This window comes from Citrobacter sp. ABFQG (assembly GCF_004322975.1).
GTDB classification, from domain to species: Bacteria; Pseudomonadota; Gammaproteobacteria; order Enterobacterales; family Enterobacteriaceae; genus Citrobacter; species Citrobacter freundii.
This window is the reverse complement of the sequence record NZ_CP036435.1, coordinates 910,442-926,433: the sequence shown is the minus strand read 5'-3', so window position 1 is coordinate 926,433 and position 15,992 is coordinate 910,442. Positions and strand designations below refer to the sequence as shown.

At 51.9% G+C, this 15,992-nt stretch carries 13 protein-coding genes; 5 read left to right on the top strand and 8 right to left on the bottom strand.

The window, feature by feature from the left end; genetic code table 11:
* Nucleotides 1-25 precede the first annotated feature (25 nt).
* The gene (gene metF, locus WN16_RS04585; RefSeq protein WP_003028830.1) at nucleotides 26-913 is read right to left on the bottom strand and encodes a methylenetetrahydrofolate reductase; all 888 of its coding nucleotides are present in this window, start codon (nucleotides 911-913) and stop codon (nucleotides 26-28) included.
* Between the two features lie 157 nt (nucleotides 914-1,070).
* Nucleotides 1,071-1,979: a LysR family transcriptional regulator gene (locus WN16_RS04575; RefSeq protein WP_044701851.1), complete on the bottom strand. Its 909-nt coding sequence runs from the start codon at nucleotides 1,977-1,979 to the stop codon at nucleotides 1,071-1,073.
* A gap of 89 nt (nucleotides 1,980-2,068) precedes the next feature.
* On the opposite strand from WN16_RS04575, the gene WN16_RS04570 reads away from it, so the two are divergent.
* Complete coding sequence (locus tag WN16_RS04570) at nucleotides 2,069-2,446, top strand: carboxymuconolactone decarboxylase family protein (RefSeq protein WP_003028825.1); 378 nt, start codon at nucleotides 2,069-2,071, stop codon at nucleotides 2,444-2,446.
* Nucleotides 2,447-2,484: 38 nt separating this feature from the next.
* Here WN16_RS04570 and WN16_RS04565 read toward each other — a convergent pair whose 3' ends face one another.
* Entirely contained in the window at nucleotides 2,485-4,041 is a 1,557-nt protein-coding gene (locus WN16_RS04565; RefSeq protein WP_032938415.1) for a bifunctional UDP-sugar hydrolase/5'-nucleotidase, read from the bottom strand.
* Nucleotides 4,042-4,174: 133 nt separating this feature from the next.
* On the opposite strand from WN16_RS04565, the gene WN16_RS04560 reads away from it, so the two are divergent.
* Nucleotides 4,175-5,350: a hypothetical protein gene (locus WN16_RS04560; protein ID WP_044701848.1), complete on the top strand. Its 1,176-nt coding sequence runs from the start codon at nucleotides 4,175-4,177 to the stop codon at nucleotides 5,348-5,350.
* Nucleotides 5,351-5,385: 35 nt separating this feature from the next.
* Here the strand turns inward: WN16_RS04560 and metL are convergent, their stop codons facing one another.
* Complete coding sequence (gene metL, locus WN16_RS04555; RefSeq protein ID WP_003028820.1) at nucleotides 5,386-7,818, bottom strand: bifunctional aspartate kinase/homoserine dehydrogenase II; 2,433 nt, start codon at nucleotides 7,816-7,818, stop codon at nucleotides 5,386-5,388.
* Between the two features lie 2 nt (nucleotides 7,819-7,820).
* Nucleotides 7,821-8,981, bottom strand: coding sequence for a cystathionine gamma-synthase (metB, locus tag WN16_RS04550; protein WP_003028818.1), 1,161 nt, complete (start codon nucleotides 8,979-8,981; stop codon nucleotides 7,821-7,823).
* A 264-nt stretch (nucleotides 8,982-9,245) separates the two neighbouring features.
* Here metB and metJ point away from each other — a divergent pair, with 264 nt between their 5' ends.
* Nucleotides 9,246-9,563 (top strand): met regulon transcriptional regulator MetJ, encoded by a 318-nt coding sequence (metJ, locus tag WN16_RS04545; protein ID WP_003028816.1) that lies wholly within the window; start codon nucleotides 9,246-9,248, stop codon nucleotides 9,561-9,563.
* Nucleotides 9,564-9,615: 52 nt separating this feature from the next.
* Here the strand turns inward: metJ and WN16_RS04540 are convergent, their stop codons facing one another.
* From WN16_RS04540 to rpmE, 3 genes are all read right to left on the bottom strand, one after another.
* Complete coding sequence (locus WN16_RS04540) at nucleotides 9,616-11,040, bottom strand: MFS transporter (RefSeq protein WP_003840517.1); 1,425 nt, start codon at nucleotides 11,038-11,040, stop codon at nucleotides 9,616-9,618.
* A 78-nt stretch (nucleotides 11,041-11,118) separates the two neighbouring features.
* Nucleotides 11,119-11,799 (bottom strand): oligogalacturonate-specific porin KdgM family protein, encoded by a 681-nt coding sequence (locus WN16_RS04535; RefSeq protein ID WP_003028811.1) that lies wholly within the window; start codon nucleotides 11,797-11,799, stop codon nucleotides 11,119-11,121.
* A 337-nt stretch (nucleotides 11,800-12,136) separates the two neighbouring features.
* The gene (rpmE, locus tag WN16_RS04530; protein WP_003028810.1) at nucleotides 12,137-12,349 is read right to left on the bottom strand and encodes a 50S ribosomal protein L31; all 213 of its coding nucleotides are present in this window, start codon (nucleotides 12,347-12,349) and stop codon (nucleotides 12,137-12,139) included.
* A 204-nt stretch (nucleotides 12,350-12,553) separates the two neighbouring features.
* Between rpmE and priA the strand changes: the two genes are divergently transcribed.
* Both priA and cytR read left to right on the top strand, forming a co-directional pair.
* Nucleotides 12,554-14,752 carry a primosomal protein N' gene (gene priA / locus WN16_RS04525; protein ID WP_044701847.1) on the top strand — a complete coding sequence of 733 codons (2,199 nt, stop codon included), beginning with the start codon at nucleotides 12,554-12,556 and terminating at the stop codon, nucleotides 14,750-14,752.
* Nucleotides 14,753-14,908: 156 nt separating this feature from the next.
* A complete protein-coding gene (cytR, locus tag WN16_RS04515) occupies nucleotides 14,909-15,934 on the top strand; it encodes a DNA-binding transcriptional regulator CytR (RefSeq protein ID WP_003028807.1) in 1,026 nt (341 codons plus the stop codon).
* The last annotated feature ends 58 nt before the right edge of the window (nucleotides 15,935-15,992 follow it).

Here is a 15,992-nt window from a genome sequence, read left to right as displayed (position 1 = left end):
CTCCGTAGAGGGCTGGGGCATCTGTTTAGTTCGGTCTTACACCCAGTGTGTGACAAATAGCGTAGCTCATCTCGGCACGATTAAGGGTATAGAAGTGAAAATCTTTCACCCCTTCACGGCTGAGAATCTTCACCATGTCCATGGCGATATTAGCGCCCACCAGCTTGCGGGTTTCCGCGTCATCATCCAGACCATCAAACATGGTCGACATCCACGCCGGAATGCGGACGTTGGTCATGTCGGCAAATTTTTTCGCCTGCTTAAAGTTGGAGACTGGCAGGATACCCGGAATAATTTCCACATCGATACCCGCAGACACGCAGCGATCGCGAAAACGCAGATAGCTTTCTACATCGAAGAAGAACTGGGTAATCGCACGGTTCGCACCGGCATCAACCTTACGCTTCAGATTCAGCAAATCAGCCTGAGCGCTCTTCGCTTCCGGGTGTACTTCCGGGTAAGCCGCAACGGAGATATCAAAGTCTGCAACGTCTTTCAGTAGCGTCACCAGGTCAGAAGCATACATATCCGGTTTACCGCTTCCCGGCGGCAAATCACCGCGCAGGGCAACAATATGACGAATACCGTTGTTCCAGTAGTCCTGAGCAATGGTACGCAGCTCATCACGGGTCGCATCAATACAGGTCAGGTGCGGCGCTGCTTCAAGGCCAGTGCGATCCTTAATGCCTTTAATAATGCTGTGCGTACGGTCGCGCTCACCAGAGTTTGCACCGTAAGTGACTGAAACAAACTTCGGCTTCAGGCTGCTCAGGCGATCGATGGAGTTCCACAGGGTTTGCTCCATTTCACTGGTGCGCGGCGGGAAAAACTCAAATGAAACGTTAATCTGACCGGCAACTTCTGCCAGGCTCTGATTCAGGGCTTCCCGCTGGTTGGCGTGAAAAAAGCTCATACCTTACCTCATCAATCTTTTGTCGTTATATGTTGTGTTGTGAACTGCTATACGTTTAGACGTCTAGATGTAAAAATGACGGAAAAGCATGCTGGCGTCAACACAAAAATCATCGCTAAAGGTGAGGAATACTCAGCCAACGTGAAAAAAATTCACATCAGTCTGAATTGATGAGGGATTGCGCCATGACCGTCTGCAGCCATGCTAATTTTTTTACGTTTTCAGGCAGCATCAGCAACCCCGTGCTAATACGCAATTCGGTATCGGTAAGCGGCAGGAATATCACCCCCCGACGTTGGATAGCGGAAAAGGAGGCCGGAAGTAGGCTCAGACCGTCACCCTGCGCGATCCGCGCCAACAACACATCATGTTCCAGCGGTTCTTCAATACAGGCAGGAGAGTAACCAGCATGACTAAAAATATGTCGGGTGTAATCAAAAAAGGCGGGGTTACGTTCACGTTTGAACCAGAACAGTGGTCGGTGGCTCAGCGACATTAACGAGAGCGAAGGCAGCGCTGCCTCTGGCCAGAGCGCGGGTAAGGCGACGATCAACGATTCTTGCCAGCCGAGCGGCGTGACGCTAAGCCCCGAAGTCTCAAGCGGTAACGCCACCAGCGCGGCATCCAGCTTTCCACGACGCACCAGACGCGCGAGTTCAGGCGAACCATGACGGACAATATGTCGCTTCTGCACATGCGTAGTCAGCTGTGACTCAAGCACCGCAAAAACGCCCTGTTCAAACGCCGTGCTTAACCCTAAGCGCAAAGATGGTTCCCCGACTTGCGTTAATTGATTCAACGCAGTGTAGGTTTTGTCCTGGAGATCAAGCAGCGGGCGTACCATTTCAAGTACGCGCTGGCCGTCCTCCGTCAGCGTTAATCCACGGGTATGACGGACAAACAGCGTGACCCCCAGGCGCTCTTCAAGCTGGCGAATGTGGCGACTCAACGGCGGTTGCGACATAAACAAGCGCTGCGCAGCCCGGCTCATATTGTTCTCTTCCGCTACTACGGAAAAGTAACGCAGCAGGCGAATATCCAGAGAGTGTAATGGCGATGTTGTCATACCGAAAAGGTATCACGGAAACGGTATTATCCAAATCATTCTACACCCCCTATTCTCTCGCCATACGCCACACCTACGAGGGAAAAATCATGGAATCAGAACGTTTTATTACCGGCCAGAAAATGCTGCAACAGGTAGATGGCAAAGGGGGAGAGGCCGTCGTTGAGAGCCTGAAGGATATCGCGCCGGATTTTGCCCGCTACCTGCTGGAATTTCCGTTTGGCGACATCTATGCACGTCCAGGTCTGGACCTGCGCAGCCGGGAAATTGCCACTGTCGCCGCGTTAACAGCAATGGGCAATGCCGCCCCGCAGTTGAAAGTGCATATTGGCGCGGCATTACACGTTGGTTTAACGCAGGATGAGATCGTTGAAGTGATTATGCAGATGGCCGTATATGCCGGCTTCCCTGCCGCACTCAATGGTTTGTTCGCCGCGAAAGAGGTGTTTGCCTCTCACAGAGGCTAACACAACAGGCCAGCGGATTGTCTGCTGGCCTGAGCTCACTATGGTTTCACATCTGCCACACGCATGCCTTTAAGCTGCTCATCCGTCAGCGTATTTCCCGCCTTGAAATAGTCAACGACAGCATTAGAGACATAGTAACCTCCGGAGGTATTTCGCGCTTTTCCTTCGGCAAATGCCGTAAAACCATCACCGCCGTCTGCCAGGAAGCTATTGGTGGCTATGTGATAAACCGTGGCATCCTCAATCGGTTTACCGTTTAACGTTAGTACGGTGACGCGCTGACCGACTGGTTTACTGCTGTCATATTTCATCTCCAGTCCTTTGGACACCTGCAATACACCGTTACTTAAACCCGCGCCGTGCTCCATCAGGCTACGCAACTGTTTACCGGTGAGATCCATTGTTGCCAGCTCGTTGGGGAACGGGAAGGTGCTAATGACTGCACCCATCGTGATAGCACCGGCTGGGATTTCATTACGGATACCGCCCGAATTAGTGAGCGCTAATTGAGCATCTTTACCTGCCGCCACCAGCAACGCATCCGCCGCCAGATTGCCCAACGAAGAAGATTCACCGTAAGCACGCGTCAGCTCAACCGGAGAGTTTGCAACCGTCTGTTGTACCACCTTATCAAGCTTTTTATTCCAGCCATCAATGACCTGTTTCGTCTGCGGGTCTGGCTGCCACTCATCAGCATAAATGGTCTTCAGCTCGAAGTTCTTCACGGTAAATTGATGCGGTTTCTGCTGATAATCCAGCACCAGTTTACCCACATCAATACCGCCGCTGTCGGTAGAAAGAATCAGAGTGTTACCGACTTTAATCGGCTCCGGCGTGCCCACATGCGCATGGCCGGTAATCAGGATATCCAGCCCCTTTACCTGACCTGCGGTCTGGATGTCTTTATCCAATGCACGGCGCACATCTGTACTTCCCTGGCTAGACTGACGCGCTGGCGTACCTTCATGGATCAGCGCCACAGTGAGATCGACTTTACCTTTAAGCTCATCGATATAGCGTTGCAACCACTTCACTTCATCCCGCGCTTCAATACCGACACGTGTCGCAGCAGAAACCGTATCATCAAAAGCAAACACGCCGTGCAGGCCAATCACACCAATCTTCACGCCATCTTTTTCAATAATGGTGTAAGGCTTATCCCAGAACATTTTGCTGCTGTTCTGATAAAAGATATTACCCTGCACGATGGGGAATTTCGCCTGACTCAGTTGTAGTAGCGTGTTATCCCAACCGTGATCGAATTCATGATTACCCATGGTGACAGCATCAAAATTCATGGTGTTCATGATATCGATAATCGCCTTACCCTTGGTCAGGCTGCTGATATACGGCCCGGTAAAATAATCACCGGCATCAAAAAACCAGGTGGCGCTATTTTTCGTTTTTTCCTGCTTCACCATCGTCGTGATATTAGCCCAACCACCAATATCACGCGTGCCATTAGCAATCCATGGGACTTTATAAGGTTCAACGTGGGCGTGAAGATCGTTGGTATAGATAATCGTGACATCTTTGGCACTCGCCCAAAGCGGCAACGATACCAGAACACCAACAGCAAGCATTTTTAACTTCATAATCAATCCCTTTCAGTCATATAAAGAATCGCTACGTTACGTTCTGAAAGGTTTTTTTATGTGAGAAAACTCACATCCACTGGTGATAGTCGCGGGTCAAAATCAACGACCATTAAAAATCGTTGGTAATACGATGACGTCACTGTTCACCATCAATTGCTGTAAGTCCTTCGGCTGTAAAAATCTGGGGCTGGCGAGCTCACCAGATTACAGCTGGCCCGAGTATCGGTTGGGTTATGCTGCGCTGCATTGCCGGGCATGCGGCAGCTATCCCCCGCTGTTTAATGAGGAACAGTTTGGTGGGTGGTTGTCAGCATATTTAACGGATTTTGCCGCCCAAAGCGGTCATTTTTGCCCACGATGTTATCAGCGGGAAACCATCCTCTATGGGCATAATCCTCAGGGCAGCCAACGCGTTCAGTGCCGGAGCTGCAAACATGTCTGGACACCAAAGCAGCAGCCGCTCACCACCATTGTTCCACCAGAACAAATAGCGACGGTTCCCTTAATCGTCCCTTTTCAGGGAGCCTGCACCGACCAGAAACTTTATGTATTACTCAGTTTTGACGCTATTCGCGGCAATATTTTGCATATTTCCAGTAATTTCACGCCCCATCTCGTAGGGGATACATTACGATACCGCTGGCGTAACAACGTTGAACCCGCGGTCATTCATGACGATATCGTTGAACGAGTAAGACAGAGGGAAACCCTGTTTTTACGCCGCAGCCAGTTTGATGAAATCCAGTACGGCAGTGCAATGCTCAAACGAAATGCCAACGGCGCAGTTTTACGCCCGGTCATTACCGCGCACGGACATTTCCGCATACTGAGCCATCTCTGGCCTGAGGTAAAAACGCACATTATTGCCCACGAATGTTTTCTGCGCGGCGCGGCGATTACCGCATGGGCGCAGCAATATCGCGATCATCACGCTTCGCTTTGGTTTATTGATGAAGAGATCAATAGCGATAAGTGCACACTGCCCTGGCGATTGCTGGGTAAAACCTGGCAGGGGTGGTGGCAAAACCAGTGGCAAATTTGGCAACAAGGCGACACACGCAAAATGGTGTGTCTGTTAACGGAGGGTCAGGTTGAAAAAGGGGCGTCAATCACACTGGCGGCAGGCCACCATTTTCTCGCCTGGTTACAGCAGCAGTCGGAGTTTCGGGATAGCGCCCGTTACTCGGCTCATTCGGTGTTTCAGACGATAAGGACGCTGGCGGAGCAATACAACACCCTGATCACCCAGCGCGATTTGCCCGGTGGCACTGCCGCTTACCGGGCCTACGGATCATGCCATATGTAGGCCGGGTAAGCGTAAGCACCACCCGGCAACGCAAATTACAGCAACTGCGCTAAACGGTTGATGTCAGACTGAATCGCCCCAGCGGTAACGTCACGGCCCGCGCCCGGTCCACGGATCACCAGCGGGTTATCGCGATACCAGCGGCTCTCTATGGCGAATACGTTATCGCACGGCAACAGCGCCGCCAGCGGGTGTTCAGGGCGAACCGCTTCAACACCAACGCGAGCTTTGCCGTTAGCATCAAAACGCGCCACATAGCGCAGCACCAGCCCCATTTCACGCGCCGCTTCCAGACGCTGCACCATCTGCTCGTTCAGCTCATCGCCATTCTCAAAGAAATGGTCAATAGAGCCTTCTTCACAATGCGCAGGCACCAGCGATTCCACGCGAACCTGGTCCGGTTCGATGTCGTAACCCGCTTCACGCGCCAGAATCACCAGCTTACGCATCACATCTTTGCCGGAAAGATCTACGCGCGGATCGGGTTCAGTCAGACCCTGTTGCCATGCCTGATCCACCAGATCGGTGAATGGGACTGTGCCATCAAATTGCAGGAACAACCACGACAACGTGCCGGAGAAGATCCCGCTGATCGACAAAATGGTATCGCCACTATCAATCAGATCGCGCACGGTATGGTTGATCGGCAAACCTGCACCCACGGTGGCGTTATATAACCAGTGGCGACCCGTTTTTTCGAAAGCGTCATGAATCTGGCGGTAATTATTACTGCTGCTCGCCCCGGCCAGTTTGTTGGCGCTGATAACGTGGAAACCATGGCTGGCAAAATCCAGATACTGATCCGCCAGTTGCTCGCTCGCGGTCACATCCAGCACCACTAAATCATCATACGGGTGAGCACGCATCCACAGGAATAGAGACTCTTCATCCTGCTCTACCGCCTCGTCATCAAAGAAAGCTAACGCGCGGCTGGCATCCAGTCCTTCGTAATTCAGCAGGCTACGACGGCTATCAACCACACCCGCCAGCACAAACTCTAATCCGGTACGCGCCGAGAGCGTGCTCTGCTCGCGAGCGAACAGCTCCAGCCAGCGCGACCCAATGTTACCTTTGCCGAACAACACCAGACCAATGCGTTTTTCAGCACGGAAGATTGACTGATGCAGACCCTGAATCAGGCTCTCCGTTGGCCCAGTACGCAGTACCGCGACCAGGCTGATTCCCTCTTCCGACTGCCAGGTGAATTCAACCGGCTGACCTTTCAACTGTTGCCAGAAACGGTGGCAGTGCAGCGGATTACGGGTGACGCCCGCCCCGACCATCGCCACCAGCGCCAGCCCCTGGCGCAGACGCAGCTCGCCTGGCAGGCCAGCTTCATCCAGAATTTTCAGCGCGCTGTCAGCGACTTCGGAGGTGTAGCAAAATTGCAATAGCTGGCGGTCAGGATGCACGCCCACTGCCAGCGGACGCACCTGGCTACGTTTTAAAACCTGGTCAATCTCTTTATAAGCCAGCTTAAAATCCTGGCCAGTCGGAACCAGAAACTCAATCAGGCAGACGTCATCATGACTGGTCACAATACGCGCCCCGGTACCGGAGGCCAGTACTCGCTCAATACGCGTTGAACCCTGCTCTGGGGTATAGCTACAGCGCAACTGGAGATCGATATCGCTACCGGAAACCGGCTGTAAGGTACGGGCATGGAGAACCGGTGCCGCCAGACGCGCCAGCTCGCTGGCTTCATCCAGACGCAACAGCGGCAGCAAACAGGCGTCTTTTACTTTACGCGGATCCGCGCTGTAAACCCCGGCGACATCGCTCCAGATGGTTACTCGGGAAACGCCCGCCAACGCACCAACCTGCGTCGCCGAGTAGTCAGAACCGTTACGCCCCAGTAGCACTGTTTCACCGGCATTGCTGCGGCTAATAAAGCCGGTAACCACCAGGCGTTTACCCGGATGCTGCGCCAACAGTTGCTGCAGTAATGGGTAAGAAAGACCTTCATCTACCTGCGGCTGGGCACCGCGTTCAGCACGTAAAAAATCGCGCGCATCCAGCCAGGCTGACTCCAGCCCCTGTTGATTAAGGACGGCAGACATCAAACGCGCGGACCATACCTCACCATGCCCAACAACCTCAGCATAGACGGCATCGTTCACGCCGCTGTCGAGTAACCCAGCCAGGCGTTCCAGATCGTGAATAAACGCGCCAATCAGTCCATCAGCCACCTCGGGAGGTAACAAACCGCTGATAAGCTCACTTTGATAGCGACGTAACGCCTGTTGAACCTGATGCGCAGAAAGGCGATCGGTCTGGCTTAATTTCAGCCAGCTAATCAACTGGTTAGTGGTACTGCCTGCGGCTGAAACAACCATCATGTCATCAGGCTGCGAGTAATCCGCCATAATGCCTGCGACACGCAGATAACATTTCACGTCTGCCAGACTACTACCACCAAATTTGTGCAGTTGACGACCCTTCGCCCCTGCCTGCGCAATCACACTCATGTTTACCCCTTGTTTGCAGCCCGGAAGCCATTTTCCAGGTCGGCAATTAAATCTTCGCCATCTTCAATACCGGTGGAGATACGCAGCAGCGTTTCGGAAATTCCGGCAGCAGCACGCGCTTCTGGTGCCATGCCCGCGTGTGTCATAGTTGCGGCGTGGGAGATCAGACTTTCAACGCCCCCTAACGATTCCGCCAGCGTAAACAATGACAACCCGCCGAGGAAACGGCGCAGCGTTTGCTCATCGCCATCCAGTTCAAAACTTAACATCGCGCCAAAGCCTTTTTGCTGACGCGCAGCAATCTCATGGCCCTGATTATCCGGCAATGACGGGTGATACAATTTTTTCACCAGCGGCTGAGTTTGCAGATAATCGACTATCGCCTGAGCATTACGTTGCGCCACCTCCATACGAGGAGACAAAGTACGCAGGCCGCGCAACAGCAGATAACTATCAAACGCGCCGCCGGTCACACCAATATTATTCGCCCACCATGCCAGTTCAGTGACCGTTTCCGGATCTTTGGCTATAACCACACCAGCCACCACGTCTGAGTGACCGTTTAAATATTTCGTGCATGAATGCAACACCAGATCGGCGCCTAATGCCAGTGGATTTTGCAGTGCCGGGCTTAAAAAAGTGTTGTCGACCACGCTGACCGCGCCAGCTTCACGCGCCAACTGGCAGATTTTCGCAATATCCACCACGCGCAGCAGCGGGTTGCTTGGGCTTTCTACCAGCACCAGCTTCGGTTTTTCCGCCAATGCAGCCTGCAATGCCTGCTCATCTCCTTGATCGACAAACAGGACGCGGTAACAGCCACGCTTTGCCAGACTGTCAAACAGTCGGTAGCTCCCGCCGTAGCAGTCGTGCGGTGCAACCAACAGATCGCCAGGCTTAAGGAAGACAGTGGTCACCAAATGAATCGCCGACATACCGGTATTAGTCAGTACCGCTCCGGCCCCTCCTTCCAGTTCAGCCAGCGCACGTTGAACGACATCACGCGTTGGGTTGCCGCGACGCGAATAGTCATGAGCACGAGGTTCATTAAATCCGGTAAAGTTATAGGTGCTGGAGAGGTGAATCGGCGGGACAACGCAACCGTACTGTTCGTCGTCATTTAACCCGCTACGCACTGCGATGGTGGCCTGTTTACGCGTCATATTGAGAAGATCCTGGCTGAGTCGGTGAAAAGTCAGGCACCAGAGTAATCATTGTTACTATAGCCGTCAATACATCTGGACATCTAAACTTCTTTGCGTATAGATTGAGCAAACTGGAAATAGCCGTTAAAATTATATGCATTAGCGTACATCTGCGTCGGCTACTTCGTGTCAGGGCCGCGCCACTACGATAAACTACGCGCAATTATGGTCCGGGCTCAGGTTCTGGCCTCAATATTAATGACAAAGAGGATTAGGTATCTCATGGCTGAATGGAGCGGCGAATATATCAGCCCATACGCTGAGCACGGTAAGAAGAGTGAGCAAGTCAAAAAAATTACGGTTTCCATTCCTCTGAAGGTGTTAAAAATCCTTACCGATGAACGCACGCGTCGTCAGGTGAACAACCTGCGCCACGCCACCAACAGTGAACTGCTGTGTGAAGCGTTTCTGCATGCTTTTACCGGGCAACCATTACCCAACGATGAAGACCTGCGTAAAGAGCGCAGTGATGAAATCCCGGAAGAAGCAAAGGTAATCATGCGTGAACTGGGTATCAACCCGGAAACGTGGGAATACTGATTGTTAGAACAGATGAGAAAAGGCGGGATTGCTCCCGCCGATTCTCGCTATGTTACTTACTGATACCATTAAGTTTATTCAATGTTTCTTCCATTTTGAGCGTTTCCGTACGGTTTAATGGATAGAAATAAATCAGAATGACCGCCGCCAAAAACAGGCATAACGCCGGTAAAAGATTCGCCATCGTATAAATATTTTCCTGCACAATGCTGGTTTGCACAGCGCCACCTGTTGAAGATGATTGATAACCAATGATGGCCAACATAAAGCCGCCAATGGCTCCTGCACACGCCTGACCAACCTTGCGGGCAAAGAAGTTCACACCATAGACGGTACCATCCTCGCGATCGCCGGTGACATACTGGTGATAATCACACACATCGGTCATAAACGCCCAAATCATCAGGTTGAATAGTCCAGCCCCCAACGTCGCCAGGAACAGGAAAACCAAATAGACTTTCGCGTCGGTAATGTGGATGAAGTACATAATCAAATACATCGCTACTGCAAAGAGTAGCGCGCCGACGCTGGCCTCTTTTTTACCAAACCGCTTTGTGAGCCAGGATGCCGATGGTGCCAGCAAAACCAGGGAACCAAAGGTAAACAGCAACGCGACTGACATCGCCTCTTTATTGTGGAAATAGTCATTAAACAGGTAAGTCATATTGGTACCGGACAATCCCTGATTAATCACAATCAGCAAATCCACAACCACTAAAACAATCAGCGCCTTATTGCGTGCCAGTCCCTTCAGCAACACCGAAACGGGCATGCTCTCTTTTCTCTCCACGCGCACGCGTTCGGTCGTTAACTGACAGGTCAAGGATAAAAAGATAAAGCCCAGCACTGCGCAACCAATGGAAATCCAGAAGAAGTGTTGCCCGGAAATCACCTGGCTTCCGTCCACCAGGGTGGTGTACATCAGGATCGGAATGAAAAAGCCAGTTGCCCCACCGCCGATAGCTGACCCAACGCTGCGCCAGGTTGACAGCGAGACACGATCATCCGGATTCGAGCTAATCGCCGCAGACATAGCACCGTACGGAATACTCACGGTCGATAACAGCGAACCGTAAATGAAATAGGAGCAACAGATGTAGATAATTTTCGCCGTATAAGAAAAATCATTTACAAACGGCAGAAACAGGACAACTGCAATGATGCAAAATGGATACTTCATGCGACGCACCCACGGGTTAAAACGTCCATGTACCGTCAATTTAGAGGTATCGCATAAGCGCCCTACACCAACATCAACGAACGCATCAAAGAGTTTGGTCACAAAATAGAGTGAGCCAACGATAACGCCGGAAATACCGAGGACGTTAGTGTAATAAATCATTAAAAAACTATTAACTAAGCCAAGAATAAAACAGGTTCCGAGGTCACCACATAAATAACCAATTTTATCTCGAATTCCGAAAGGTCTGACGGCAGTGGGTTCATTATTTCCGATAATAGTTCCATCATTAGACATGATGTCAACTCCTTAGACATATTATTCACACAAACTATGCTTATCGATGTAATCAGTCGATATGAAAGCTATTACCGGTTAGAAGTTATAACCAAGACCGACACGATAACGGGTCTGACGATCGTCAGTCGTTGTTGTGTTATAACCCGAGGAAACGTTACCAACCTCAACAAATGGAACCCAAGAGCCTAGTTTATACGCCACGCGGAAGTTATATTCATAATCATCTTTCCGGTTGTTATATAAATCTTCGCTATCGGCAATTTTATAAATACCATTTAACTCAAACATCCAGTCATTGACGTTATAACCAAGCCAGGCTTCCGGACGATAGACCATGCGGTCATCTTTGCCGTCAGTGTTTCTGCGCATGTACTCCTGACGATAGCGGAACGCGGTCCACCAGCTGTCGTTAATGTTGTACTGCACGCGGATATAAGGTTTATAAATCGTGATGTTATCGCCCGTTTCGATCGCAATACCTGGCTGCCAGATAAGATCCCGCCAGGTAAACTGGTAGCTTGCAGTATACTCGTTGCCATTACTTTCCATATTATTCCACGCATCATTAGATTGCGTATCTTCGGAACGTGAAATGGCTTCGACTGCGACACCAAAACCAGTCGCAAAACGGTGAGACATATAAACACGATCGTAATTACGCCCATCGTCATAATATTCATGCCGGTAATCAACATAACCCGCTTGTGCGGCCGCAGAGAATAATGGAATCAGTAATAACGCAGATTTAAATTTCATGACAATCCCTCTTCACACTCAACAACGGAAATTCCCCATCTCGTCCCGTCCATTAATGGGAAACGATGAAGGATTAAGAATAATTTTATATTTCCACGAAAGTGTATTTTAGAAAGAAAGCAGAAACCTTTGGTATTTTGCCAACAATTGGCATGAGTGGCAGAAATCAGAAGATAAAAATGACGCAGATCACTACTAGAAACATTTTACCTAAAAAATAAAAACACTGTTTCATTTATTAAACAAAAAACACCATTCAACACATCAATATAAATTTTAGTCTTCAAGCGCAGATACAAAAAAAGCGCCATAAGGCGCTTTTTTCTGACAGCTGAACTTACTTGCTGCCTGGGATGCTGAAACGCTTGTTGAAGCGATCAACACGGCCACCGGTAGCAACATCACGCTGCTTGCCAGTATAGAACGGGTGGCACTTGCTGCACACGTCGAGGTTCAGATCGTGACCGACAGTAGAGCGGATTTTAATGACGTTACCGCAAGAGCAGTTTGCAGTAATTTCTTCGTATTTCGGGTGAATATCTTTTTTCATGGGAAAACCTCGGTTTAAGGCCGCGTCGCTCTTCCAGCCCTAACGCCAGACACCACGCGATGTTAATAGTATAGGTCAGTGATACAAATTTGTATCAAAGGCGGCGAATCATACAGAAATTAACCTGCTCATGCAAACTGATCCGCATTCTACCCTCCACTAATGTGTATACTAACCCGCCAGATTTCAAGTCAGGATGATTCAATGCCCGTTGCGCACGTTGCCTTACCTGTTCCGCTACCTCGCACCTTTGACTACCTCCTGCCGGAAGGCTTGAGCGCCAAAGCCGGGTGTCGTGTACGCGTGCCTTTTGGCAAGCAGCAGGAGCGCGTGGGTATCGTCCTGTCCGTCAGCGAGCACAGTGAACTACCGCGGAGCGAATTGAAAGCCGTTCTCGAAGTGCTGGACAGCGAACCGGTCTACTCGACCTCTGTCTGGCGTCTGCTGTTGTGGGCGGCGGATTATTATCATCATCCTATCGGTGACGTACTGTTTCACGCTCTGCCAATTTTACTGCGCCAGGGGCGCCCGGCGACAAACGCGCCCATGTGGTACTGGTTTGCCACTGAAGAAGGCCAGGTTATTGACCTCAACAGCCTGAAGCGCTCTCCCAAGCAGCAGCAGGCGCTGGCTGCGCTACGCCAGGGAAAAATCTGGCGCGACCAGGTGGCTGAACTGGAATTTAATGACGCCGCATTACAGGCACTGCGGAAAAAAGGGCTGTGCGAGCTGGCGAGCGAAACGCCAGGCTTTAGCGACTGGCGTACGCACTACGCGGTTTCCGGTGAGCGTCTGCGGCTGAATACCGAACAGGCCACCGCCGTCGGGGCGATCCACAGTGCATCTGACAGTTTTAGCGCCTGGCTATTAGCGGGCGTGACGGGATCGGGTAAAACAGAGGTCTATTTAAGCGTACTGGAAAATGTGCTCGCCCAGGGCAAACAGGCGCTGGTAATGGTGCCGGAGATTGGCCTGACGCCGCAAACTATTGCCCGTTTTCGCGAACGCTTCAATGCGCCGGTCGAAGTTCTGCACTCGGGTTTAAATGACAGTGAACGTCTTTCGGCATGGCTGAAGGCGAAAAATGGTGAAGCGGCAATTGTTATCGGCACGCGCTCGTCGCTGTTTACGCCGTTTAAAAATCTGGGCGTGATTGTCATCGACGAAGAGCACGACAGCTCTTATAAACAGCAGGAAGGCTGGCGTTATCATGCGCGCGACCTCGCGGTTTATCGCGCCCATAGCGAACAAATTCCCATCATTCTCGGCTCAGCCACCCCTGCGCTGGAAACGCTGTGCAACGTGCGGCAGAAAAAATACCGCATGTTGCGCCTGACGCGCCGTGCCGGGAATGCACGCCCAGCCACTCAGCACGTGCTGGATCTCAAGGGTCAGCAGGTACAGGCCGGGCTCGCCCCTGCGCTTATCGCCCGTATGCGTCAGCATCTGCAAGCGGATAACCAGGTGATCCTGTTTTTAAACCGCCGGGGTTTTGCGCCTGCCCTGCTGTGCCACGACTGTGGCTGGATTGCTGAATGCCCGCGCTGCGATCACTACTACACGCTGCATCAGGCGCAGCACCATCTGCGCTGCCATCACTGCGACAGTCAGCGTCCGATACCGCGTCAATGCCCTTCCTGCGGCTCTACGCACATGGTTCCGGTAGGACTCGGCACCGAACAGCTTGAGCAGGCTCTGGTGCCTTTTTTCCCCGGCGTGCCAATCTCACGCATCGATCGCGACACTACCAGCCGCAAAGGCTCGCTGGAGCAGCATCTGGCGGAAGTGCATCGCGGCGGCGCGCGAATCCTGATCGGCACGCAAATGCTGGCGAAAGGCCACCATTTCCCGGACGTCACCCTGGTGGCGTTGCTGGACGTTGACGGCGCGCTGTTCTCCGCAGATTTCCGGTCGGCAGAACGCTTCGCCCAGCTCTACACGCAGGTTTCCGGGCGTGCCGGTCGCGCCGGGAAGCAGGGCGAAGTGGTACTGCAAACGCACCACCCTGAACATCCGCTGCTGCAAACCTTGCTGTATAAAGGGTATGACGCCTTTGCCGAGCAGGCGCTGGCAGAGCGACAAACGCTCCAGCTTCCCCCATGGACCAGCCATGTGATCGTGCGGGCAGAAGATCACAACAACCAGCATGCGCCGATGTTCTTACAGCAGTTACGAAATCTGATTCAGGCCAGTCCGCTGGCCGATGAAAAACTGTGGGTGTTAGGCCCAGTTCCCGCCCTGGCGCCCAAACGTGGCGGTCGCTATCGCTGGCAAATTTTGTTGCAGCACCCGTCGCGAATTCGCCTGCAGCATATCGTCAGCGGAACGCTGGCGCTGATTAATACGTTACCCGATGCACGTAAGGTTAAATGGGTGCTGGATGTCGATCCCATCGAGGGATAATCCCTCACGATGCGAGGCGGATCGTAAAATTAAATATCCATCACACTTTTTATGAAAATTCTGTAACCGCTTCCATTCACTATCTGATAAAAATGTTTCAGATGAAGGCTATTCAAGGACGAGTCTGTGCCAGCAGCTCTCTGGCGAGGAGAAAGAGTGAAACCGAATAAGCAGGTTGCCGCCGCTACGATGAAAGATGTTGCTCTGAAGGCGAAAGTCTCAACGGCAACCGTATCCCGCGCATTAATGAACCCAGACAAAGTCTCGCAGTCAACCCGTAACAAGGTTGAGCAGGCAGCGCTTGAAGTGGGATATTTACCCCAATCAATGGGGCGTAACGTTAAGCGTAATGAATCGCGTACCATTCTGGTGATTGTGCCGGATATCTGCGATCCGTTTTTTAGCGAAGTGATTCGTGGCATCGAAGTCACCGCCGCAGAACAGGGATATCTGGTACTTATCGGCGATTGCGCGCACCAGAACCAGCAGGAAAAAACCTTCCTTAACCTCATAATTACCAAGCAGATCGATGGCATGGTGCTGCTCAGCTCGCGCCTGCCGTTTGATGCCAGCGTGGAAGAGCAACGCAACTTGCCACCGATGGTTATGTCCAACGAGTTCGCGCCAGAGCTGGAACTGCCCACCGTGCACATTGATAACCTCACCGCCGCCTTCAACGCGATGAACTATCTGCTGGAACTGGGGCATAAACGCATTGGCTGTATCGCCGGGCCCGAAGATATGCCGCTGTGCCATTATCGTCTGCAAGGTTACGTTCAGGCACTACGTCGCAGCGGAATTACGGTCGATCCGCATTTCATCGCGCGCGGTGACTTTACCTATGAAGCGGGGGCCAATGCGCTTAAACAGCTCCTGGCGCTACCACAGCCGCCTACCGCGGTCTTTTGTCACAGCGATGTCATGGCGCTTGGCGCCCTCTCTTACGCCAAACGTCAGGGTCTGAAGGTGCCCGACGATTTATCGATTATCGGCTTCGATAACATTTCGCTCGCGGAATTTTGTGATCCACCCCTGACAACCGTCGCACAGCCGCGTTTCGATATCGGACGTGAAGCTATGCTGTTACTGCTCGATCAATTACAAGGACAGAACGTCAGCAGTGGCTCACGATTACTGGACTGCGAGCTTATTATTCGGGGCACTACCCGGGCACTGACGTAAAGTAAAGTGCTTTCGGACTCCCCTGTCTGGTCAAAGGCCCGCCGCTTAAGTAACATGG